Raw genomic sequence first — 22,303 nt, forward strand, 5'->3', positions numbered from 1 at the left:
ACCTGATCATGTCAGCTCCCAGAACCAGATGGCTCGGGATCGGTAGGAAGGGTCGCTATACCGGCCGATGGTCAGGCCGCGATTCCACAGGTCGATATGGTCGCCGGTGCGATTGTCCGATGACTCTCCTGTCTGCTGAAAACAATCCTTAAAGAAGATGAGCCCGGTCTTGTCTTGCAACTTCCGACGTTCTTCGGCACTTCCATCGAGAATCAGTGGCCGCCCCAGATGATGCTTCCACAACCAGTTCGCCAGCGACTCGGCACCCCTGGCATGTTCATGCGCACATTTGGGTTCGGTATAGGTAGATTTGTTGACCTTGATGGTCAGCTCCGCATTGAGCGTCATGCTCATACGGATAGCGCACTGGTTGGCCCACGGACCATCGCAAGGCTTTGCGTCGGGATGCGTAACCAGAAGGTCGGAATACGCTTTCCACAAATTAATAAACGAAGGCTTGGCCATGACTCAAACACCGGATGGGGAAGGATTGGATTCGAGCAAGCACCAAACTGCCCCCGACGCATAGCGACGGGGGCATCTTCGATTACGCCTTGACGTTCTGACGGATGTTCCAGCCAAACTTGATCGGGCCGCCGTCTTTGGTGCCGTCGGCTTTCTGCGGTTGGTAGTCCACCAGCACTTTGGCGAAGTTCAGGGTGACGTTTTCGGTCAGGCGATCATCGCTACCCGAGCCGCCGGTGCTCAGGGAAGTGATCAGCACTTCTTCCAGGTTGATGATCATGTACTCGACCTGGCTTTCGCCGCCGGCCTTGCGCACGGTCAGTTTGACCTTGTCGATGTGCTTGCCGGCGGCGCAGTGCATCATCAGGTTCGGCGAGGCCTTGTCGACATACTTGGTCAGCGACAGGTCCTGGACATTCACCTTGCCCGCACCGCCGCCACCACCCGTGTGCATATTGCCGGACTGGGACATGCCCCAGCTCCAGTTCAAGACGTCGATTTCGTCCTTGTGGGCCTTGTCCATGGACTCGCCCTTGATGTCGCCGATCTTGATGAAAATATCAACAGCCATGTTTTCTCCCTGTGTGGTCTCTACCACATTGTGTTTTTGCTGATCGTTCCCACGCTCTGCGTGGTAACGCATCGGGTGAAGCTCTGCGTCCTGGGCGGCATTCCCACGCAGAGCGTGGGAACGATCACATCAAGGGCGGTGTTACGCACCTTTGGCCGAAGGCAGTTTGGATACCAGGCGCAGCGACACGGTCAGACCTTCGAGCTGATAGTGCGGACGCAGGAAGAACTTGGAGGTGTAGTACCCCGGGTTGCCTTCCACGTCCTCGACGATCACTTCGGCCGCAGCCAATGGGTGCTGGGCCTTGGTGGTTTCGGTGGAGTGCGCTGGGTCACCGTCGACGTAGTTGAGGATCCAGTCCTGCAACCAACGCTGCATTTCGTCCTTCTCTTTGAAGGAACCAATCTTGTCGCGCACGATGCACTTCAAGTAATGGGCGAAACGGCAGGTGGCAAACAGGTAGGGCAGGCGCGCGGCCAGGTTGGCGTTGGCGGTGGCATCCGGGTCGTCGTATTCAGCCGGTTTCTGCAACGACTGGGCGCCGATGAACGCGGCGAAGTCGGTGTTTTTCTTGTGCAGCAGCGGCATGAAACCGTTCTTCGCCAGTTCCGCTTCACGGCGGTCCGAAATGGCGATTTCGGTCGGGCACTTCATGTCTACGCCGCCGTCATCGGTCGGAAAGGTGTGAGCCGGCAGGTTTTCCACTTCGCCGCCAGATTCCACGCCACGAATGCGCGAGCACCAGCCGAAGTGTTTGAACGAGCGGTTGATGTTCACCGCCATCGCGTAAGCGGCGTTGGCCCAGGTGTACTTGGAGCTGTCGGCGCCGTCGGTGTTTTCTTCGAAGGCGAAGGCTTCCACCGGGTCGGTCTTGGCGCCGTAGGGCAGGCGCGCCAGGAAGCGCGGCATGGTCAGGCCGATATAGCGCGAGTCTTCCGATTCACGTAGCGAGCGCCAGCCGGCGTATTCCGGGGTGGTGAAGATCTTGGTCAGGTCGCGCGGGTTTGACAGTTCTTGCCACGAGCCCATGCCCATCACGGTCGGCGAGGCGGCTGCGATGAACGGCGAGTGCATGGCGGCGCAGACTTTCGACAATTCGCCCAGCAACTCGACATCCGGCGGCGACTGGTCGAAGTAGTAATCGCCCACGAGGCAACCGTAGGGTTCGCCACCGAACTGGCCGTATTCTTCCTCGTACATCTTCTTGAAGATCGGGCTCTGGTCCCACGCAGTGCCCTTGAATTTCTTCAGGGTCTTGTGCAGGTCGGTCTTGGAGATGTTGAGCACGCGGATCTTGAGCTGCTCGTCGCTCTCGGTGTTGTTGACCAGGTAGTGCAGGCCACGCCAGGCGCTTTCCAGCTGTTGGAAGTCCGGGTGATGGATGACCTGATTCACCTGGGCGGTGAGCTTGGCGTCGATGGCGGCAATGATCGACTCGATCGACTTGATCGCGTCGTTGGACACCAGGTCGGTCTGCGCCAGGGCCTGTTCGGCCAGGGTGCGCACGGCGGTCTCGACGGCTTCGCGAGCGCGGTCGGTCTTGGGTTTGAATTCTTGCAGCAGCAGGGAGGCGAACTCGCTGGCTTCTTCGGTGGTGCCCAGTGTCTGAGCGTCTGCACGTACTGAATCGGTCATGATCATTCGTCCTGATTAAGCCTGAGGCTCGGCTGGCTTCGGCGCACTGGCAAGTGCCTGGAGCAGCGCCGGGTCCTTGATGGCCTTCATGATGATTTCTTCGGCGCCAGTCTTGCCGTCCATGTAGGTCAGCAGGTTGGCCAGTTGGGTGCGCGCTTCGAGTAGCTTGTTCAGCGAGTCGACCTTGCGCGCCACGGCGGCGGGGCTGAAGTCGTCCATGCTTTCAAAGGTGATGTCCAGGCTCAGGTTGCCTTCGCCGGTCAGCTCGTTGGGCACGTGGAACGCGACGCGTGGCTGCATGGCCTTGAGGCGCGAGTCGAAGTTGTCGACGTCCACTTCAAGGAACTTGCGATCGGCAACAGGGGCCAGGGGCTCGGCCGGCTTGCCGGCAAGGTCAGCCATAACGCCCATTACGAAGGGCAACTGGACCTTTTTTTCGGCGCCGTAGAGCTCGACGTCGTACTCGATCTGCACTCGAGGCGCGCGGTTGCGCGCGATGAATTTCTGAGAACTTTGCTTCGCCACGTTGCTGCTCCTGGTCGCTCAAGCGACGGTGTTGGCGTCATCGGTGGTACCGGTGACGTGACTGCGTGATCCTTTCGCTTTTATTCGCTGTCTGGTCCGCGCAGGTTTTCAAATTGGCTCATGCCGTCGGGAATCAAATTGCGCACGATGGCCGCAAAGTCGGCGTGCACCAGATTCTTTGCCCGGTTCAGCAGCACCGGCAGCGGGCTGGAGGGCTCTTGACGCGTGTAGTACGCAAGAATCCGGTCCAGGCTGCGCAGCACGTCGTCGCGGTTGTTGATTTCGCCAGTGCCGGTACTGCGCGGTGCGCTCGGTGCGGTGGCGTATTCAACTGGCGCGGCGCTGTCGTCGCTAATGGCATCGGGCAGGGGGCCGTCGCCGCTCTGGGGGGCGAACTGACTGAGGATCTGCAGGGCCATTTTGATCGGCTGTTTCAGCGGGCCAAGGTCAACGCCCTGGGCGGAACCGACGTATTCGCTAACCTGTTGCTCAATGGTCTCGGCCGCATTGCGGGCCTCGTGCAAGGCCGCGCGGGTGATTTCCAGTTGCTCGGGATCGCTGCCGAGGAACGCCCCGGCGAGCTGCTCGGAGCCGAGGCTTTCGTCAGGGAAGCTTTGCAGGCCGCTGGCATTGGCGGCGGCGCGCAGGCTGACAGGGCCAAAGGTACGCGAGCGGGCCAGGATGCTTTCGCGCAGCAGGCGGATGGTGGTGTCCGACGTCAGGCCGGCAAGGGCATTGATGCGCACGGTAGGATCGTTGTCGTCATCGGCATCCAGTCGCGGATGCAGGTCGGCCCAGTATTGCTTGAGTAATTCGCCGATCAGCGTCAGGACGCGGGCCAGGCCCGTGACACCTTCGAGGGCAAGGGAGCTTTGCAAAAGGAAATGAGTGATACGCAGGTCTTTACTGCGTTGCAACAACTCCAGGCTTTGCTGCTGGATGCTGCTCCATTCAGGGGGTTCGGCAGGCAATATCGAATCGCCCATGCTGCGCTCGGGCTGGCCGCGGGAGTCGCGTTCCAGGCGCAAAAATGCCTGGTCATATTCCAGATCTTCACCGCAAGGCGAAGTCTCGGAAACGGCGGCGAGCAGCGAAGGTACTTCCACTGAATTTGATCTCCCTATCGCCCGCTGACAGAGTCGGGCATTTCACACGCGAGTTCGCGATGGAACTTCACATGTTTCCTTGACGGTAATTGCTCTTTTGAGGGGCAATGATCTTGAAGTACCGTCGCTCATATTCAAGAACTTGCGCATTTTTGGTGTAGTACTTATGCCTTGTCAAGGTAAGCTATTATCCTGTGCGACAGATGTGAGGTGCTTAACAACCCGCGCGACCGGTGGGTCGAGGCGGGCACTTATGCAGGTTTTTTGTCACGCAAGCCGGTTAAGATCAGCAATCATGCTGGTTGAAAGGCGTTTTCGACGTTGTTTGCAAGGTATGTCGGCGAGAGTCACTCGGGCGTAGGCCCTCACTCGCTGCGCGCAAAGTGTTCAGCAAGGAGGCAAGATGTCGCTGTGTTTGACTATCACTAGTTATCACAAGATTACCCCAGGTCAGTGCTCTGAAAAATCCATGGACCGGGGCATGATGGCAATTGGCCGCAATTCTGATAATGACTGGGTATTGCCTGACCCTCAGCGCCTTATTTCCGGCAAACATTGCGTTATTCAATACAAAGATGGCCGCTACTATTTAACCGATAACAGCACTAATGGTGTGGAATTGGTCAAGGCCGGCATTCGTCTGCGCAAGGGAAACAGCGAGCCGTTGCAGGATGGCGAAGTTATCCGTATCGGTGATTATGACATCCAGGCGCGCATCGATTTCAGTCTGCCGGTGACTGACAGCAACCCCTTCGCCGATTCGTCCAACAGCTTCGAGGCCCTGATGGGGCACCAGGGCGCTGCTGCGAATACGCCGACGTCGTTGCCCATGACTCCGCCCGCACATTTCCAGGGCGGGTCGGCCATGGACACAGTGTCGGACCTTTTCGACTTCCTGTCCCCGACCAGCGTCCCGCCTGCCACCCAGCCCGACCATGTTCCGGCCGAGCAGCATGACTTCCGCCCACCGACCCCGATTCCCAACCCAACGCCCGTGGCAGTGCCTGTACCGTTGGCGTCGGCCTCGGTGATTCCGGAAGATTGGGACCTGTTCAGCGATAAGTCTGCGCCGGTTGCGGTTGCCCCGCTGCCTGTCGCCCCCTTGCCTGTTGCAGAGGTTACGCCGTCACCCGCGCCTCAAATCAGCACACCGATCGCGCCGGCACCCCTGCATGAACCGCCCGTGGCCATCGTCGAACGCGAGGTCAATCCGGTCAGCCCGGCCGACAATGCTCAACCCGACCTGTTGCAAGCCTTCCTGCGCGGCGCAGGTCTGGATCAGTTGCGCCTGGACAAGGCCCAGGCCGAAGCGCAGATGGAAAGCATCGGCCGCAGTTATCGACTGATGGTCGAAGGCCTGATCGATGTCTTGCGCGCCCGCAGTAGCCTCAAGGGCGAGTTCCGCATTCAGCAGACGATGATTCAACCCGTGGAAAACAACCCGCTGAAATTCGCTCCCAACGTCGATGAAGCCATGCTGTTGCTGCTGCGCCACAGCAGTCAGGCGTTCATGGCGCCGGACCTGGCGGTGCGCGATAGCTTCGACGACTTGCGTGCCCACCAATTGGCGGTGATGGCCGGTGTGGAAGCAGCGATCAAGCATCTGCTGGCGCGCTTCGAGCCGGCGCAACTGGAAGAGCGCATGGGCAAGCCCGGTGGTCTGTCGAGCCTTTTCAATGGCTCGCGACAGGCCCAGTACTGGCAGCAGTTCACCGAGCTCTACAGCAAGATTTCCCGCGAGGCCCAAGAGGATTTCCAGGACCTGTTCGGTCGGGAATTCAGCCGCGCCTACGAAGAGCACAGTACAAGGCCGCGCCGCGGCTGAGCACCGACTCATAACGCGATACATAGCAACGAACGGAACAATGGATAGCTGAAACGTCATTGAGGACGCAGGATGATTCACAGGTTTTTACTCGCAGTTGCCACCGCGCTTCTGCTGACCGCGTGTGCGAAGGATACGGCCAAACCCCAGCCCGAAGTGGCTGAGGCCGAGGCCGACACCGCCGCCGTCGAGTTGCACTTCCACGCCATCGCCGGGCTCAACCCCGGTAGCACCGGCCAGCCGGCCCCGGTCCGGGTGCGCATTTTCGAATTGAAAAATGCCGCCACCTTCGGCCGTTCCGATTATTTCGCCCTGGCCGAACGGGCCCAGGCGACGCTCGGCGCGGATCTGCTCGACCAGGACGAAGTGCTGGTCGAGCCCGGCCAGCAATTGAGCTTGCAACGCGACCTCGACCCAGCCACCCGCCACATCGGTGTGCTGGTGGGGTATCGCGAACTGGATCAGGCGCAGTGGCGCACGGTGTTGAATGTCCCGCCGCGCCAATACACCGAATACCAGATCAGCCTCGATGTGCGCGCCGTGCGCAGCGCCGTCGTTGTTCCCCCATCCAGCCCTGCCCAATAAGCAATCGGAGCCCCCATGTCCTGGAACAATCGCGTGGTCTGGTCGGAAGGCATGTTCATTGGAACGCAGCACTTCCAGCAGCATGACCGTTATCTGGAAAACCTCATCGACGCCCGAAGCCGCCCGTTGTCGGCCGGCGCCTGGGGTTTTTCCGAATTGCTGATTGATCAGGGTCTGTTGGCCCAGGGCAAACTGGCAATCATCTCGGCGCGGGGCCTGTTGCCGGACGGCACGCCATTCAACATTCCCCAGGATGACCTGGCGCCGAGCCCGCTGAATGTCGATGCCGACCTGCGCGATGGCCTGGTGTACCTGGCCTTGCCGCTCAAGCGTGCCGGAGCGCGTGACACCGTTGATGAAGGCGAAACCCCGGGCGCTGCGCGCTACGTGAGCCAGGTGCGCGAAGTACGGGACGACAACGCGCCGTTTGAAAACCGTGCGCCGGTGGCAGTGGCTTCCAGGGCGCTGCGATTGTTGATTGCCGAGGATGGCATCAGCGACTACGCCGCCATCGGCCTGGTGCGAATCAAAGAGAAGCGCGCCGACCGCGCCCTGGTGCTCGACGACACTTACATCCCACCGCTGATGGATGTATCCGCCTCCAAACCCCTGGCCGCGTTTCGCAGCGAACTGCTGGGCCTGCTTCATCAACGCGGCGAAGCCCTCGCCGGGCGGGTGGTCGCTTCCGGTGCCGGCGGTGCCTCGGAAATTGCCGACTTCATGCTGCTGCAACTGGTCAACCGCGCTCAGCCGTTGATCCAGCACTTGAGCCAGTTGAGCCCGTTGCACCCCGAGCGGTTCTACAGCGAGTTGGTGAGCCTGGCCGGTGAGTTTTCGACCTTTACCGCTTCCGGGCGGCGACCGCAGGAAAACCCGCAGTACCAGCACGACAACCTGGCGCTGAGTTTTGCGCCGGTGATGCAAGCCCTGCGCGAGGCGCTGTCGATGCTGATCGACAGTAAGGCCACGCCGATTCCGATCGTCGAAAAAGCCTACGGCATTCATGTGGCAATGCTGGCTGACAAGGCCCTGCTCGACAGCGCCAGTTTCATCCTGGTGGTGCGCGCCGACGTGCCTGCCGAGACCCTGCGCAGCCACTTCGGCCAACAGAGCAAGGTCGGCTCGGTGGAGCACATCCGCAACTTGGTCAACCTGCAATTGCCGGGCATCGGCCTGCTGCCGCTGCCGGTGGCGCCACGGCAGATCCCGTATCACGCAGGCTCCACCTATTACGAACTCGACCGGGGCAGCGAGCATTGGCAGCAACTGGCCAACTCCGGAGGATTTGCGTTCTACATCGCGGGGCAATTCCCGGGGCTGAACCTGGCTTTCTGGGCGATCCGAGGATAAACCGCAATGAACAACGACGATCGTACCCAGTTCATGCCGACACCCGGTGGCCGTGGCGCCGACCCGGGCCGCCCGGATACTGGTCGCGCCCAGTCCACGCCGCTTTCGATGCCGGCCGCGCCGGTGTTGACCGGTAAAGCTGAAGGTCTCAACCCTCTGGAGAGCGCCGCGGGCCCGCTGCTGGCTTTGATGAGCCGCTTGCGCAACACCATTGCCCACCCGGCGCCGGCGAGCCTGCGGGCGCAATTACTGGCCTACCTGCGCCAGTTCGAGGAACGCGCCGAGGCCGCCGGTGTGGTGCGCAACGATGTGTTGCTGGCCCGTTACGCCCTGTGCACTGCGCTGGATGAAGCGGTGTTGAGTACGCCGTGGGGCGGCAGCAGCGACTGGGGCAAGCAAAGTTTGCTGATCACCGTGCACAACGAAGCCAAGGGTGGCGAGAAGGTGTTCCAGCTCTTGGAGCATTGCCTGCAAAGCCCCCGCGAACGGTTGTATCTGCTGGAGCTGTTGTACCTGTGCATGTGTCTGGGTTTCGAAGGGCGTTATCGGGTCATCAACGACGGTCGCAGCCAACTGGAGGCCTTGCGTGAACGCACCAGTGCGGTCATCCGCAGCGCCCGTGGCGACTATGAGCGTGAACTGTCGCCCCATTGGCGCGGCGTCGCCGTAGCCCGCGACCGGCTGACGCAATTCATGCCGCCATGGATCGCCGTGGCCATCGGCGTGGCATTGCTGCTGGCACTGCTGTTCGGCCTGCGCTTGAAACTGGCCGCCGATGCCGAGCCGGTGTTTAAAAATATCCATGCCCTGGGCGAGATCCCGGTGCAGGCGATCGACCGCCCGGTGGTGCAACCGAAACTGATCGAGCGCCCCCGTCTGGCGGGCTTCCTTGCCGATGAAATCAAGGCCGGTCGGGTGGCTGTGGAAGATGCCGTTGATCGTTCCGTGGTGACCATCCGTGGCGATGAGCTGTTCGCTTCGGGCAGCGCCAGCATCGTCGACAATTTCCAGCCGCTGATGCTGCGCATCGCCGAGGCCATTCGCATGGTCAAGGGCCAGGTCCGGGTGACCGGGCACAGTGACAATCGCCCGATTGCCACCCTGCGGTTTCCATCGAACTGGGCCTTGTCCGAGGCACGGGCGACTTCGGTGCTGCAAATCCTTTCGGCCAAGACCGGCCAGCCCGAGCGCTTCAGCGCCGAAGGCCGCAGCGACACCGAACCGTTGGCCTCGAACGCTACGACAGAGGGCCGCGCACGCAATCGTCGGGTCGAAATCACAGTATTGGCGGAGGGGGTCGAGTGAAGGCGTTTTTGAGTTTTATCGTCCGCTGGGTCATTCCGTTGCTGGGGCTGATAGCCCTGAGCCTGATCATCTGGTTTATCGGGCCGCTGCTCGAATTCCTGGTGCCCGAAGGCCGGCGCTGGGCGCTGATCATTCTGGTGTTCTCGGTGTGGATCGCCTACCGGGTGTTTCGAATCATTCAGGCCCGCCGTCAGGCCGCCGAAGTCATGCGCAGCCTGGCAGCGCAAACCCCACCCGACCCGACCAGCATCGCCACGGCGCAAGAGCTCGAAACCCTGCGCCAGCGCATGGACGAAGCCTTGGCGCTGTTGAAGAAAGCCAAGCTGGGCGGTGATGAGCGTCGCAATCTCTACGAACTCCCTTGGTACGTGATCATCGGCCCGCCGGGTTCGGGCAAGACCACTGCGCTGGTCAATTCCGGGCTGCATTTCCCGTTGGCGGCGCAGTTGGGCGCCGGGGCGGTACGCGGCGTCGGTGGCACGCGCAATTGCGATTGGTGGTTTACCGATCAGGCTGTACTGCTCGACACCGCCGGGCGCTATACCACCCAGGACAGCGATGCGACGGTGGATAAAGCCGCGTGGCTGGGCTTTCTCGGCCTGTTGAAAAAACAGCGGGCCCGTCGTCCGATCGACGGCGCGTTTATCGCCATCAGTCTTTCCGATCTGCTGCTGGGCAGCGACGCCGAGCGCGCCGCTCATGCCGCCGCGATCCGCCTGCGTATCCAGGAGTTGTACACCCAACTGGGCGTGCGTTTTCCGATCTACCTGATGCTGACCAAACTCGATCTGGTGCCGGGGTTCATGGAGTATTTCGATACCCTGAGCAAGGAAGAGCGGACCCAGGTCTGGGGTATGACCTTTGCCCTGGATGACGGTAAAAGCAATGACAGCCCGCTGGCCCATCTGCAAAGCGAATTCGCCGGCCTGGAACAGCGCCTCAACGATCGTTTAGTGGAGCGTTTGCAACAGGAACGCGACCCGGCGCGGCGCGAGTTGATCTACGGCTTCGCGCAACAGTTCGGCGCGTTGAAGGATTGCCTGCAAAGCTTCCTTGAGGGCGTATTCAAACCCAACGCCTTTGAAGAGCGGGTGCTGTTGCGCGGGGTGTATTTCACCAGCGGTACCCAGGAAGGCAGCCCTATTGACCGGCTGATCGGCTCCATGGCCCAGAGCATGAACCTGGACCGCCAACATCTGGCGCGCCAGAACGGCACCGGGCGCAGTTACTTCATCGAAAAACTCTTCAGCGCCGTGGCTTTTGCCGAGCGTGGGCTGGTGGGGGTGAACCCGAAAGTCGAACGTCGGCGCAAGTGGATCACTCGGGGTGTGCTGGCCTCGACGGTGGCCCTGGTGCTGGTGGTCGGGACCTTGTGGGTGGTCAGCTACCGCGCCAACCAGGCGTATATCGCGCAAGTCGATCAGAAAGTCGTGCCCCTGGGCCAGACCGTGCAAAACCTCAGCCCGGCCCAGCGGGACGTGCTCGCCGTATTGCCGTTGCTCAACGCGGTGAAGCACCTGGCCGGCGACGCACCGAGCTGGGCCGAAGGCCTGGGCCTGTATCAGGGCGACATGCTTGAAGCCGAGTCCGGCAGCGTCTATCGCAAGCTGTTGATCGCGGTCTTTGCGCCACGCTTGCTCACGCGCATCGAAGAGCAACTGCATGGCGGCGGCAATTCGGACTTCCTTTATGAAGGTTTGAAGGCCTACCTGATGCTCGCCGACAGCGAGCATTACGATGCCGACTTCATCAAAGCGTGGATCGCCCTGGACTGGGACCGCAATCTGCCGCGCGACTTGCCGTCCGAGCAGCGTATGGCCCTGGCGGAGCACTTGCAGGCCCTGTTCGAGCGCCATCCGCCCACTGCACGTCTGGACCCGCGCCTGATCGACGACCTGCGTCGGCAGTTGCAACAACTGCCGGTGGCCCAGCGTGTCTACGATCGGGTCAAGCGGCAGAAACTGCCGGACGGCATCCCGGACTTTCGTATCAGCGAAGCGGCCGGGCGCGATGCGGCGCTGGTGTTCAGCCGCAAGAGCGGCAAGCCGTTGGGCGAACCCTTGAGCGGCTTCTTCACCGCCAAGGGTTATCGCCAAGGGTTTTTGCTCACAAGCCTGAACCAGACCGGCACCCTGGCTGAGGAGCAGTGGGTGCTCGGTCGCGACCAGGCAGAACAGCAGAACGTCGCCAGTCTGGCCGCCGACGTGCGTCGCCTGTATTTCCAGGATTACCAGCGCCAGTGGGACGCCTTGCTGGCTGATATCGACTTCGTGCCGATCACCAGCGTAGCCCAGGCCGCCGATGTGCTGAGGGTGATTTCCGGCCCGACCTCGCCGTTGAAAAAACTGCTGGTGGCGGTGGCGAAGGAAACCGACCTGCAACAGGAAGAACGCCTGCTGGCCGCCAAGGGTGCGCCGGTGGACGGCGGGGTCGACAAGCTCAAGGAGCGCCTGGGCACCTTGCTCGGCCATGAGCAGGCGACGCAAAACACACCAGTGTCCAGCGAAGATCCCATCACCGCGCATTTTGCTGAACTCAACAGCATCGTCAGTAAAAACGAAGGCGAGCCGGCGGTCATCGACGGCCTGCTGGCCGACATGAATGCATTGTATGTGCAGGTCAGCGCCATGGTCGGCGCCAGCGGCGACGCCTTGCTTGGCGAAGCCAAGAACCAGGCCGCAGCGGCCGCGACACGGGTCAGCCTCAACGCCGAGCGTCAACCGGCGTTGGTGCAAGGGCTGGTCAAGTCGGTGGTCAACTCCACCACCAACACCATGATGGGCGGGGTACGCAATCAACTGAACGCGGCCTGGACCAGCGAAGTGCTGAACATCTATCGCCAGTCCCTGGCCGGGCGTTATCCGATGTCGCCAGGCAGTGCGCGAGACGCGACTCTCGACGACTTCGGCCAGTTCTTCGGCGTGGGCGGGGTGATGGACAACTACTTCCGCAAGTACCTGCAGCCGTATGTGGATACCTCGACCCAGGCCTGGCGCTGGCAACCGGGCGCCGCGCAGAAGCTCGGCATCGCCCCGGGCGTGCTGCAAACCTTCCAGCGGGCAGCGACCATCCGGGATGCATTTTTCCGTTCCGGCGGCACCCAGCCGATGGTGCGCTTCGAACTCAAACCCGTGGCGATGGACGCCAGCATCACCCAGTTTTTACTTGACCTCGATGGCCAGCAATTGAGCTACGACCACGGCCCGAGCCGTCCAACCGCCATGCAATGGCCCAACGCCGGCAGCATCGGCGTGGTGCGGATCTCGATCACGCCGCCCTCGGCCAGTGGTCGGTCCGGCATCACCCTGGATGGCCCCTGGGCCTGGTTCCGTCTGTTGGAGCAATCAGACCTGACCGCCGGCAACTCGCCGGATCGCTTCAATCTGCGGCTGCGGGTCGACGGCGCCAGCGCCTCTTACGAGCTGCGGGCCAACAGCGCCTTCAACCCGTTCAAGAGCCGTGTGCTTAGTGGTTTCAGCCTGCCGGAGCGGTTATGAGCACTCCGGGTTTCTATGGAAAGTTGGCCAGTCGCGGGGACTTTGTCAGCCGTGGCTTGCCGCAGAGTTTTATCGGCCCCTGGGATTCGTGGCTGGCGGCGGGTCTGCTCGCCAGCCAGGCCAGCCTCGGGGACCGTTGGCTGGACGCCTATCTGGTCAGTCCGCTGTGGCGCTTTATGGTCGGGGCTGGTGTATGTGGGCCGCAGGCCGCCGTTGGCGTGGTGATGCCGAGCATCGATCGAGTGGGCCGGTATTTTCCGCTGACCGTCGCGGTGCTGCTGGATCACGACGCTGACCCAGCGTCGGTGGTGGGCAGTTCGGATGTCTGGTTTGAACAGGTTGAGCAATTGCTGTTGAGCACGTTGAGCGTGGAGGCAAGCTTCGAAGCCTTCGGTGCAGGCCTTACGACGCTGGGCAGTCCGGCGTGCCTGCCACGCACGCCAAGCAGTCGTTTTGCCGGCCTGCATCGCTTTGATGCCACCGACCCAAAGGCGCGAATGACTGCGCTTGCCGAACAAGCCTGCGAAGGCGCCAGTCTGTGGTGGGGCCAGGGTTCGGAGCGTATCGCCCCCGCTTTATTGCGGTGTCAGGGACTGCCTGTCGCCGCCGATTTTGCGCAATTTTTGCTCGGCCAAGAAGGTGTTGTGTAGATGCGTCCAAGCGCTGGAAAGACGTTCAAGTCTGCAAGCAAGAGCCATGTCGGTATGGTCCGCCAGGTGAATGAAGACGCTTGCCTGGACCTGCCGGAAAACGGCCTGTGGGTGGTCGCCGATGGCATGGGCGGGCACGCGGCGGGCGACTACGTCAGCAGTCTGATCGTCGACAGCGTGCGCAGCATTGCCGTGGGCCGATCGCTGGACGAATACTCCGCAGCGCTGAAAAACGACCTGCTGCGGGTCAACGCTGCTGTGCGCGAAGAAACCGCCAACCGTGGCGTGACCATGATGGGCAGCACTGTGGTGTTGCTGGCGACGCGTGACTTGCGCGGGGTGTGTCTGTGGGCGGGCGATAGCCGCTTGTATCGCCTGCGTGACGGCCTGCTCGAAGGCATCTCGCGGGACCACAGTTACGTTCAGGATTTGCAGGACAGCGGCTTGCTCAGCGAAGCCGAGGCCCGCGTGCATCCACGGGCCAATATCGTCACCCGCGCCATCGGGGTCGATGCGCAACTGGACTTGGCGATGGTTGAGCTGCTGTTGATGCCCGGCGACAGTTACCTGTTGTGCAGCGACGGGCTGAACAAGACCGTCGAGGACCATGAAATCGCCGAGGTACTGAACCACGACGAGCCCGGGGAAATCGCCAGCAGCCTGGTGTCCCTGGGCCTGATGCGCGGCGCTCCGGACAACATCACCGTCATCGTCGTGAAGGTGCCTTCATGAACCCCACGGTGAACATTCTGATCCCGGGCTACGACATCGACGGTGAGATCGGCGAAGGCGCCATGGCCAGCGTTTACCTGGCGACCCAGCGCTCGCTGGAGCGCAAGGTGGCATTGAAAATCATGGCCGCCGCGCTGGCGGCCGACCCGAGCTTCTGCGAGCGCTTCCTGCGAGAAGGCAAAACCCTGGCGCGCCTGTCTCACCCGCATACGGTCACCATCCATGACATCGGCAATGTCGGTGAGCTGTATTACATGGCCATGGAATACCTGCCCAACGGCACGCTCAAGGAGCGTATCGCCGCCGGCCTGACGCCGGAGCAGGGTCTGATCTACATCCGCCAGATCGCCTCGGCCCTGGGCTATGCCCATGGGCTGGGGCTGGTTCATCGTGACGTCAAACCAGCGAACATTCTGTTCCGTGCCGATGGCACGGCGGTGCTCTCGGACTTCGGCATCGCCAAGTCCCTGGATGACCGCACTCAGTTCACCCAGGCCGGTTTCGCCGTCGGCACGCCCAGCTACATGAGCCCGGAACAGGCGCGCGGCCAGGACATTGACGGCCGGGCCGACCTTTATGCCCTGGGCGTGGTGCTCTACGAAATCCTCGTCGGCAAACTGCCTTACACCGGCAACGATGCGCTCTCCACGGCCTTGGCACATTTGACCGAACCCTTGCCGGAGCTGCCGGTGCACCACGGTCGTTATCAAGAGGTGCTGCGCCAGCTGTTGGCCAAGGACCCGGCCGACCGTTTCCCGGATGCGGCGGCGCTATTGCGGGCGCTGGATAATCTGCCCGGGGAATCGGTTGAAGCAACCACGATCCGCCCGTTGCCGATTCCGGCGTTGCTGAAGTCGACCGGCGATGACCTGGCGGGATTGACGCCGGTGTCTATCGACATACCCAGCGGCCCTGTGCAGCCGCAACCCCGACCCACGCCAACTCCGCCAACCGTGAAGCCGACGCCGCAGTCCTCGATCTCGGAGCCGCGAAAGGGCTCGATGTTCGCACTCGCTGCCGTCGCGGTGGCCGTGGCGCTGGCCTTGGGCGGCGTGGGTTATTGGTGGCTGGGCCGTGACGCTAAAGTCGATGCCGACGTGAAGCCGCCGCTGGTTTCCGCGCCGCCGACCTCTACACCCCAGGTCAATACGCCGCCCGCCGTGGCGACGATGGAGGTTGATGGCGGTCAGCGTCCGCTGCTGATGGCCGGCAAAAAAACCTTGTTCCAGCGGGTACTCAGCAAGCCGGGTGCGACGCTCGCCAGCGAAGCGGGGGCGGCGCCTGGCAAGGCCTTGCCGGCGTTTTCCGTGCTTTACGTCTATCAGCGCAAAGAGGTTGATGGCAGCCCTTGGCTGCGTGTCGGCGCGGCGACTGACGGGCGCAGTGACGGCTGGTTACCGGCCGCGCAGGTCAGCGACTGGAAGCAAAGCCTGGTGCTCAAGTTCACCGAACGCTCCGGCCGTGCGCCGGTGATGTTTCTGCGTCAGGCCGGCGACGTGGAGAAGCTGCTGGCCGACCCGTCAGCGGCAAAAAACCTGCTGCTCAAGACCCAGCAAAACCACGAAGACAATCAACGCGTGTTGGCCCTGGAACCGGCTGCGAGCGCGGTGCCGCAGAACCAGTTTTACCTGTTGCCGATCTTCGATTCGCGCGAGAGCTTCGATGAAAACGGCCAGCCGGTGCAGTTGCTGAACGTGGCGTCCATCGACCCCGGTAGTGCTCCGAAGGCTGCCGCCAGCAACACGCCAATCACTACCGCCAACGCCGACGCATTCCGCACCGCCGTGGTGCTGGTGGTCGATACTACTGTGTCCATGCAGCCCTACATCGATCAGGTGCGCGAGGTCGTGCACCAGCTGCAAACCCGCATCGCCGAGCGCGGCGAGCAGGACAGCGTCAGCTTCGGCCTGGTGGGGTTTCGCAACAGCATCAAGAAAACACCGGGTCTGGAATACGTCGCTAAAACCTTGATCACCCTGGAACAGGGGCGCGACCCTCAGCGCTTCATGGACTTGGCGCGGCAGGTCAAGGCGACCACGGTCTCGAGCCATTCGTTCAACGAAGATGCGTTTGCCGGTGTGATGGAAGCGGTCGAGGGCATGGATTGGTCCGGTTATGGTGGGCGCTTGATTCTGTTGGTCACCGATGCTGGCGCCCTGCGCAAGAACGACCCGTATGCCTCCACACAAATGAACGAGGCCGAAGTGCGTCAGGCTGCGCTAGGCAAGCAGATCAAAATCTACGCCTTGCACTTGCTCAGCGACGCTGGCAAGAAAACCCACGCCGGTGCGCAAAGCCAATATCGCACCCTGACCGCCGACGCCAACCCGCAGATCGGCGACCTGTACATTCCGGTACCGGGCGCCGATGTGCGCAAGTTGGGTGAGCGGGTGGACGAGATCGGTTCGGTATTTGCCGACCTGGTGCATCAGGTGCGCAGCAACAAGCCGCAAACCGTGCCGCTGCTGAGCGCGGCGCCGAGCCTGACCGACAAATCGGCAGCCGTCGGCTACGCGATGCACATGGACTTCCTGGGGCGTAAAGCCGCCAGTCAGGCGCCACAACTGGTCAGCGCCTGGACCGCCGACCGCGACCTGACCAACTCGGCACTGCCGGCGTTCCAGGTGTGCGTGATGCTGACCAAATTGCAGCTCAACGACTTGCAGCAATCGCTGAAAGTGATCGTCGATGCCGCCCGCAAGACCCAGACCTCGCCGAAGAATTTCTTCCAGGAAATCGCCAGTGCCAGTGCCTACATGAGCCGCGATCCTTCGGCCTTGCGCAAGGGCGGCAACCTGGCCGATGGCGGGGTTCTGGGTGAGTACCTGGAAGGGCTGCCCTACCGCAGCAAGTCGTTGAGCATGACCCAGGACTTGTGGCTTTCCCTGAGCGTGGCCGAGCAGGAAGACTTTATCGACGAGCTGGATTCGAAAATCCGCCTCTATGAAACCTTCCATAACGACTTGGCCAACTGGGTGCGTTTCGGCGATGCCGAGCCGGGTGATGCCTTGTACCGCGTTCCGTTGTCGACGCTGCCGTGATGCTGAACATGAGCGCGGTGCACAAGAGCCGGGGCGCCGGCAGCCAGCGCTACAGCCTGGTAATTCCACGGCTGCAACTGCGTGCCGGTGAACAACTGGCGGTGGTTGGTCCCAGCGGTTGCGGCAAAAGCACATTGCTGGATTTGCTGGCGCTGGTGCTGGCTCCGGATCAGGCCGGGCAGTTTGATTTTGCGCCCGGCCACACCAAGACAGACATTAGCGGGCTGTGGCGCGCAGATGCGCAAAGCGCCTTGGCGGACCTGCGTAGCCGGCACTTGGGCTACGTGCTGCAAACCGGTGGCCTGTTGGATTTTCTGGACGTGCGCGGCAACATCGACCTGTCGCGCAAACTGCTCGGCTTGAAAGACGACGGCAGCGTGGATCGTCTGGCCGGGGCGCTGGATATCGCCGATCAACTGGGCAAAAAGCCGGGTGATTTGTCCGTCGGCCAACGGCAACGGGTGAGTTGCGCCCGCGCCCTGGCCCATGGGCCGCGTCTGCTGCTGGCCGATGAACCGACCGCCGCCCTTGATCCGCTGAATGCTGCGCGAGTGATGCAATTGCTGGTGACCCAGGCCCGCGAACATGGCGTGTGCTGCGTTGTCGCTACCCACGACGAGTCGCTGGCACGCGCCAGCGGCTTGCAGGTGCGGCGCATCAGTTGTCGTCGCGACGTCGATGGCGGTGTCACCGCCACCCTCGGGGAGGCCAGCTGATGCGCAACACGCTAGTGGCTTCCCTGGCCTGGCAGGATTACCGCAACGATGTGTGGCTGTCGGCCTGTTCGGTATTGGCGTTGGTGGCGGTGGTCGCGCCGCTGCTGGTGCTGTTCGGCTTGAAATTCGGCCTGGTCAGCAGTTTGACCGAACGCTTGGAAAACGACCCGGCCACCCGGGAAATCATCCCCCTGGGTGGCGGCCGGTTCAGTGCCACGTTTATCGCACAGTTGAGCCAGCGCAGTGACGTGGCTTTCGCCTTGCCGCGCACCCGACAGATTGCCGCGACGGCGGATCTGACCGCTGGCGCCGCGACGGTGACCGTCGAAATGATCCCCACCGCGGCCAACGACCCCTTGCTCGGCAGTCTTCCGGTGCCCCAAGGGCTGGATCAGGTACTGCTCAGCCAGACCGCCGCGGAAAAGCTCGGGGCCAAGGCCGGTGATTGGCTGGTGGCCAGTGTCGGCCGGCAGGTGGCCGGTCGTGGCGAAGCGCAACGCACTCGCGTCCAGGTGCTGCAGGTTCTGCCGCTGGAAGCCTTCGCCCGGGACGGATTGTTCGCGCCCTTGACGTTACTGGAAGCGGCTGAAGACTACCGGGACGGCCGCGCCGTGCCGGCGTTCGGTTGGCCAGGCGACGCGGTGGGCGTGTCGGAGCAGCGGGTGTATCCGGCGTTTCGCCTGTACGCCCGCAGCCTCAAGGATGTCGAGCCGCTGCGCCAGTACTTTGCTGCGCAGAACCTGCTGGTCTCGACCCAGGCCCAGACCATCGCCCAAGTGCAATCGCTGAGCCGCAACCTGTCGATCGTGTTCTGGATCATCGCCGGATTGGCCTTGGCGGGAGCGTTCGCGGCGATTTTTGCCGGCGCGTTGGCGGCGGTCGAGCGCAAACGCCGAGACTTGTCGGTGTTGCGCCTACTGGGGTTTTCCACGGCGGCGTTGCTTTTGTTTGTGGTGTTGCAGGCGCTGTACAGCGCCGGCCTTGCCGCCCTATTGAGTGTCGGGCTGTATGGCCTGGCGCAATCGGGCCTGAACCATCTATTTGTGCAGATGCCAGGCGAGTACGCCAGCCATCTGCTGGCGCGTCACTACGCGTTTGCCATCGTCGCCGTGCTCGGCGTCAGCGCTGTGGCAGCGGCGTGTGGTGGCTGGCGAGTGGCGCGTATCCAGGCGTTTGAAGGAATCCGAGATGTATAAGTTACTGGGCGCCGCCGTGGCGCTGAGCCTGGCCAGCTTGGGCATGGCTGGTTTTGCGAGTGCCGATGAAGGCACAGACAAACTGGACAACCCCAAGCCGTTAGCCGATGACGTCAGCCTGCCGCTGCCGTGCGAAGGGCAGATGGTGTTTCGTTACGTCTACATCCTGGCCCAGGGCACTCTGGACGACCGCGAGATCAGCCTCGGCTATCCATTCAGTGAGGACGAGGCCGGTTATCAACAGTCGTTCATCTCCGGTTACCGCCGGGACTTTATCAACGGCCAGTTCACCCTCAAGGATCTGCCCAAGGATTGGGGCAAGACCATCACGCCGTTGATGCCCAAGACCGACAGCAAGACCCCGCTCAAACCGATGCTCTATTTCATCGGCAAATACGAGGTCACCGCCCGCCAATACGCCGAAGTCATGGCCCAGGCGCAATCGTTGGCCAGCGGCGAGCCGGCACCGGCCTGCGAGGCCTTGCAAGCCGAGGTCCCGCAAGGCATGGCCGGGCGTTTGCCCAAGGTGAAATTGTCGCGATTCGAGGCCGAACGCTTCTCTGCGGTGTACAGCGCCTGGCTGACGAAATACCACAAGGACCTGCTACCGGTGAGTGGTCGCGGCACCTCGGCTGAAGAGGGCGGGCTGGGTTTTGTGCGCTTGCCGACCGAGGTCGAATGGGAATTTGCTGCCCGTGGCGGGCAGGCCGTTAGCCGCCAGGAACTGGAAGGGCGCCTGTTTCCCCGTCGTCTGGAAGGCAGCGAAGGCGACGGGCCACTGGCGGACTGGGCGGTCTTCAACCAGGTGGCCGGTGGCACTGGCCAGGCAGCGCGGCTGATGCCGATCGGTACCAAACTGCCTAACCCTATCGGCCTGTTCGACGTGATCGGCAACGCCGCCGAGATGGTCCAGGAGTCCTTCCAGCTCGTGCACGCCGGACGTCGCCAAGGCGCCTACGGCGGCTTCGTGGTCAAGGGCGGTAACTACCTGGAAGGCGAGGGCACCTTGTTCACCGGGATGCGTCGTGAGTACCCGCTGTTCGCCGCCGACGGAACCGAGCAAAGCAACGAAACCACCGGGTTCCGGGTTGCGATTGGCGCGTTGTCGGCGCCACGTTCGCGCTACAAGGAACTGTTTACCCAATGGCAGAAAGAAGGTCGGCTGGCTTCGCTGACCGATGCCATCGACGACGCCCAGGATCCGACCAAACGCCTGGACAGCATCATCTCCGCCAGTATCGACCCGCGCCTGCAAGCCGAGTTGGGGCTGGTCAACGAAGAGCTCAAGCGCAACGTCTCGCTGATCGCCCAGCAGCGCGAGGAAGCGGCCGGCAACCTGATCCAGTCGGCGGCCCTGGTGGCCGAGACCGTCAACAACTACAACATTCGCCTGACCAATTTGCAGAAGAGTCGCCAGCAGGCCGTGGACGCCAAGGACGAGGCCAGCGCCAAGCTGTTCGCCACGGCCATCGACAACGGCCGCAGCGCGCTGGACGGCGCGGTGGCGATCTACATCGACAACCTGGCAACCGGCACGCGCTACACCGATGCCGTGATCCAGGCGCAGCTTCAACGTATCAAGGAAGAGTTGGATCGCAAGCCAGTACTGGGTAAGAGCCTGGTCACGCGCGCGACGTTATTCGTGCGCCATGTCGGTGATTATCGTCAGCAACGACGAGCCGACCCGGCGACGATATTAAAGGAATTGCTCGCATCGAACGCTCAGCGGTCTTGATCGTTCGTTGTACAGCAAGCTTGGAAGGGACTCAGGCGGCGATGGGCCGTGCTGAGCTGGTCAAACCTAAAAGAGAACACAACTATGCTTTCCTCCCGTAAACCTTTTGCTTCGCTTTCCAAGCGTCATTTGGTGCTGATTGCCGTCGGCTTCAGCACCGTACTGACCGGTTGCGCCACGTCGCCGACCGCCAAGGTCGCCTCGAGCACCAAGGTCGAGTACTACCCCAACTGCTACGAGCCGGTGCAGCACCTGCGTGCCACCGATTCGAACATGACCAAGTCGGTCGTCACCGGCGCGGCCGTCGGCGCTGTCGGCGGTGCACTGCTGGGCGCCCTGACCGATTCCGAGAACCGTGGCCGCAACGCCGCCATCGGTGCAGCGGGCGGTGCCCTGGCGGGCGGCGCGGCCGGTTACTACACCGAGCGTCAGAAGCAGATCGCCGATGACAACCAGCGCATCGCGTCCTATGCCACCGACGTCAACAAAAGCGCCGCCGACATCGACCGCAGCACCGCTTACGCCAAGGCTTCGCAGCAGTGCTACCAGAGCGCGTTCACCAAACTGGTCGCCGACCGCAAGGCCAAGACCGTCAGCGACACCGAAGGCCACAAGCGCCTGGCAGAAATCGTCGCAGGCCTCAAAGAGTCCAACGACCTGATCGTTGCGGTTAACGGCAAAGCCAGCGAAGACCTGAACAACTACACCCAGGCTTACGAAAAAGACCTGCAACAAGTTGGCGTGAAGCGCACCGACGTGGTCACCGTGGCGACCGCCGACACCACACCGGTCGTGACTCCGACCAAGAGCAAAAAAGTAGTGAAAGTGGCGAAAAAACCAGTGCTGCCAACCGTGCCGAAAGAAGCGGTCAGCACCGAGAAAACCCTGCAGACCGCCCAAGCCAAACAGGCTGAAAGCAAGCAGGTCGCCAGTGCCGGCACCACTCAGGTCAACAGCATGTGCAAAAGCCCGGACCTGGGCGACTGGGCACCAGTGCCTTGCCCGAATGTTTGATTGAGTTGTTGTAGGTCTTTGATCGTTCCTGCGCTTTGCGTGGGAACGATCTGTACGGGCTACGCCTTGGCGCTATGCGCCGCCATCTCCTGCACTGGCAAATACTCCAGCGCCCGCACTTCAAATACATGGGTGCCGATGGTTGTTTATCGATCGCCTTTATATGATATGCAGTCCTTGGATATGCACACCTTCGAAAATGAAAAAAAGTAGGTATTTATTGGATTGGTTTCGATCAAGAAAATAAGACGTTCAGTATGTCGATGCCAGAGTGGAAGGAAAGTTTGTTAAGCACATTTATCAGTAACCCCCCTTATAAGGTTTTGGAAAACTGATGTTTGATCTAAGTAAGGAG

The 22,303-nt window shown here is 61.9% G+C and carries 17 protein-coding genes; 12 read left to right on the forward strand and 5 right to left on the reverse strand.

What is annotated here, in order from left to right:
• Positions 1 to 6: 6 nt before the first annotated feature.
• From AC1RJ3_RS14480 to tssA, 5 genes are all read right to left on the reverse strand, one after another.
• Complete coding sequence (locus AC1RJ3_RS14480) at positions 7 to 465, reverse strand: type VI secretion system amidase effector protein Tae4 (protein ID WP_347928377.1); 459 nt, start codon at positions 463 to 465, stop codon at positions 7 to 9.
• Positions 466 to 547: 82 nt separating this feature from the next.
• The gene (locus AC1RJ3_RS14485) at positions 548 to 1,036 is read right to left on the reverse strand and encodes an Hcp family type VI secretion system effector (RefSeq protein WP_054594707.1); all 489 of its coding nucleotides are present in this window, start codon (positions 1,034 to 1,036) and stop codon (positions 548 to 550) included.
• Positions 1,037 to 1,177: 141 nt separating this feature from the next.
• Positions 1,178 to 2,671: a type VI secretion system contractile sheath large subunit gene (gene tssC, locus AC1RJ3_RS14490; RefSeq protein WP_054598202.1), complete on the reverse strand. Its 1,494-nt coding sequence runs from the start codon at positions 2,669 to 2,671 to the stop codon at positions 1,178 to 1,180.
• Positions 2,672 to 2,686: 15 nt separating this feature from the next.
• Positions 2,687 to 3,196 (reverse strand): type VI secretion system contractile sheath small subunit, encoded by a 510-nt coding sequence (tssB, locus tag AC1RJ3_RS14495; protein WP_007894500.1) that lies wholly within the window; start codon positions 3,194 to 3,196, stop codon positions 2,687 to 2,689.
• 80 nt (positions 3,197 to 3,276) lie between these two features.
• Positions 3,277 to 4,302, reverse strand: a complete 1,026-nt coding sequence (gene tssA, locus AC1RJ3_RS14500; RefSeq protein ID WP_054594706.1) for a type VI secretion system protein TssA — start codon at positions 4,300 to 4,302, stop codon at positions 3,277 to 3,279.
• Between the two features lie 403 nt (positions 4,303 to 4,705).
• Between tssA and tagH the strand changes: the two genes are divergently transcribed.
• The 12 genes from tagH (at position 4,706) to tagQ (ending at position 21,948) form a co-directional block, all read left to right on the forward strand.
• Entirely contained in the window at positions 4,706 to 6,127 is a 1,422-nt protein-coding gene (tagH, locus tag AC1RJ3_RS14505) for a type VI secretion system-associated FHA domain protein TagH (RefSeq protein ID WP_493079340.1), read from the forward strand.
• Positions 6,128 to 6,199: 72 nt separating this feature from the next.
• Positions 6,200 to 6,712: a type VI secretion system lipoprotein TssJ gene (gene tssJ / locus AC1RJ3_RS14510; RefSeq protein ID WP_054594704.1), complete on the forward strand. Its 513-nt coding sequence runs from the start codon at positions 6,200 to 6,202 to the stop codon at positions 6,710 to 6,712.
• A gap of 15 nt (positions 6,713 to 6,727) precedes the next feature.
• Positions 6,728 to 8,062 (forward strand): type VI secretion system baseplate subunit TssK, encoded by a 1,335-nt coding sequence (tssK, locus tag AC1RJ3_RS14515; RefSeq protein WP_493079341.1) that lies wholly within the window; start codon positions 6,728 to 6,730, stop codon positions 8,060 to 8,062.
• 6 nt (positions 8,063 to 8,068) lie between these two features.
• Positions 8,069 to 9,367, forward strand: a complete 1,299-nt coding sequence (locus AC1RJ3_RS14520) for a DotU family type VI secretion system protein (protein ID WP_347928374.1) — start codon at positions 8,069 to 8,071, stop codon at positions 9,365 to 9,367.
• Positions 9,364 to 12,864, forward strand: coding sequence for a type VI secretion system membrane subunit TssM (tssM, locus tag AC1RJ3_RS14525; RefSeq protein WP_493079342.1), 3,501 nt, complete (start codon positions 9,364 to 9,366; stop codon positions 12,862 to 12,864). Before AC1RJ3_RS14520 ends, tssM begins: the two co-directional genes overlap by 4 nt.
• The gene (tagF, locus tag AC1RJ3_RS14530) at positions 12,861 to 13,514 is read left to right on the forward strand and encodes a type VI secretion system-associated protein TagF (protein WP_493079343.1); all 654 of its coding nucleotides are present in this window, start codon (positions 12,861 to 12,863) and stop codon (positions 13,512 to 13,514) included. Before tssM ends, tagF begins: the two co-directional genes overlap by 4 nt.
• On the forward strand, positions 13,515 to 14,246 hold the full coding sequence (locus tag AC1RJ3_RS14535; protein ID WP_054594699.1) for a PP2C family protein-serine/threonine phosphatase: 732 nt from the start codon (positions 13,515 to 13,517) through the stop codon (positions 14,244 to 14,246).
• Positions 14,243 to 17,287: a serine/threonine-protein kinase gene (locus AC1RJ3_RS14540; RefSeq protein WP_493079344.1), complete on the forward strand. Its 3,045-nt coding sequence runs from the start codon at positions 14,243 to 14,245 to the stop codon at positions 17,285 to 17,287. The genes AC1RJ3_RS14535 and AC1RJ3_RS14540 overlap by 4 nt, the downstream gene beginning before the upstream one ends.
• Positions 17,287 to 18,003, forward strand: coding sequence for an ABC transporter ATP-binding protein (locus AC1RJ3_RS14545; protein WP_054594697.1), 717 nt, complete (start codon positions 17,287 to 17,289; stop codon positions 18,001 to 18,003). The genes AC1RJ3_RS14540 and AC1RJ3_RS14545 overlap by 1 nt, the downstream gene beginning before the upstream one ends.
• A complete protein-coding gene (locus AC1RJ3_RS14550; protein WP_054594696.1) occupies positions 18,003 to 19,199 on the forward strand; it encodes an ABC transporter permease in 1,197 nt (398 codons plus the stop codon). The genes AC1RJ3_RS14545 and AC1RJ3_RS14550 overlap by 1 nt, the downstream gene beginning before the upstream one ends.
• Positions 19,200 to 19,242: 43 nt before the next feature.
• A complete protein-coding gene (locus AC1RJ3_RS14555) occupies positions 19,243 to 20,934 on the forward strand; it encodes a formylglycine-generating enzyme family protein (protein ID WP_489110841.1) in 1,692 nt (563 codons plus the stop codon).
• Positions 20,935 to 21,018: 84 nt separating this feature from the next.
• Positions 21,019 to 21,948, forward strand: coding sequence for a type VI secretion system-associated lipoprotein TagQ (gene tagQ / locus AC1RJ3_RS14560; RefSeq protein ID WP_054594694.1), 930 nt, complete (start codon positions 21,019 to 21,021; stop codon positions 21,946 to 21,948).
• Positions 21,949 to 22,303 lie beyond the last annotated feature (355 nt).

Source organism: Pseudomonas sp. GW822-FHT04C11 (assembly GCF_058800905.1).

Excerpts from the sequence above, each read along its gene's own strand:
- AC1RJ3_RS14540 (WP_493079344.1), top strand. The coding sequence starts at position 14,243 with ATGAACCCCACGGTGAACATTCTGATCCCGGGCTACGACATCGACGGT.
- AC1RJ3_RS14535 (WP_054594699.1), top strand. The coding sequence starts at position 13,515 with ATGCGTCCAAGCGCTGGAAAGACGTTCAAGTCTGCAAGCAAGAGCCAT.
- AC1RJ3_RS14555 (WP_489110841.1), top strand. The coding sequence starts at position 19,243 with ATGGCTGGTTTTGCGAGTGCCGATGAAGGCACAGACAAACTGGACAAC.
- tssC (WP_054598202.1), bottom strand. The coding sequence starts at position 2,671 with ATGACCGATTCAGTACGTGCAGACGCTCAGACACTGGGCACCACCGAA.
- tagF (WP_493079343.1), top strand. The coding sequence starts at position 12,861 with ATGAGCACTCCGGGTTTCTATGGAAAGTTGGCCAGTCGCGGGGACTTT.
- AC1RJ3_RS14485 (WP_054594707.1), bottom strand. The coding sequence starts at position 1,036 with ATGGCTGTTGATATTTTCATCAAGATCGGCGACATCAAGGGCGAGTCC.
- tssK (WP_493079341.1), top strand. The coding sequence starts at position 6,728 with ATGTCCTGGAACAATCGCGTGGTCTGGTCGGAAGGCATGTTCATTGGA.
- AC1RJ3_RS14550 (WP_054594696.1), top strand. The coding sequence starts at position 18,003 with ATGCGCAACACGCTAGTGGCTTCCCTGGCCTGGCAGGATTACCGCAAC.
- tagQ (WP_054594694.1), top strand. The coding sequence starts at position 21,019 with ATGCTTTCCTCCCGTAAACCTTTTGCTTCGCTTTCCAAGCGTCATTTG.
- AC1RJ3_RS14545 (WP_054594697.1), top strand. The coding sequence starts at position 17,287 with ATGCTGAACATGAGCGCGGTGCACAAGAGCCGGGGCGCCGGCAGCCAG.
- AC1RJ3_RS14480 (WP_347928377.1), bottom strand. The coding sequence starts at position 465 with ATGGCCAAGCCTTCGTTTATTAATTTGTGGAAAGCGTATTCCGACCTT.
- tagH (WP_493079340.1), top strand. The coding sequence starts at position 4,706 with ATGTCGCTGTGTTTGACTATCACTAGTTATCACAAGATTACCCCAGGT.
- AC1RJ3_RS14520 (WP_347928374.1), top strand. The coding sequence starts at position 8,069 with ATGAACAACGACGATCGTACCCAGTTCATGCCGACACCCGGTGGCCGT.
- tssJ (WP_054594704.1), top strand. The coding sequence starts at position 6,200 with ATGATTCACAGGTTTTTACTCGCAGTTGCCACCGCGCTTCTGCTGACC.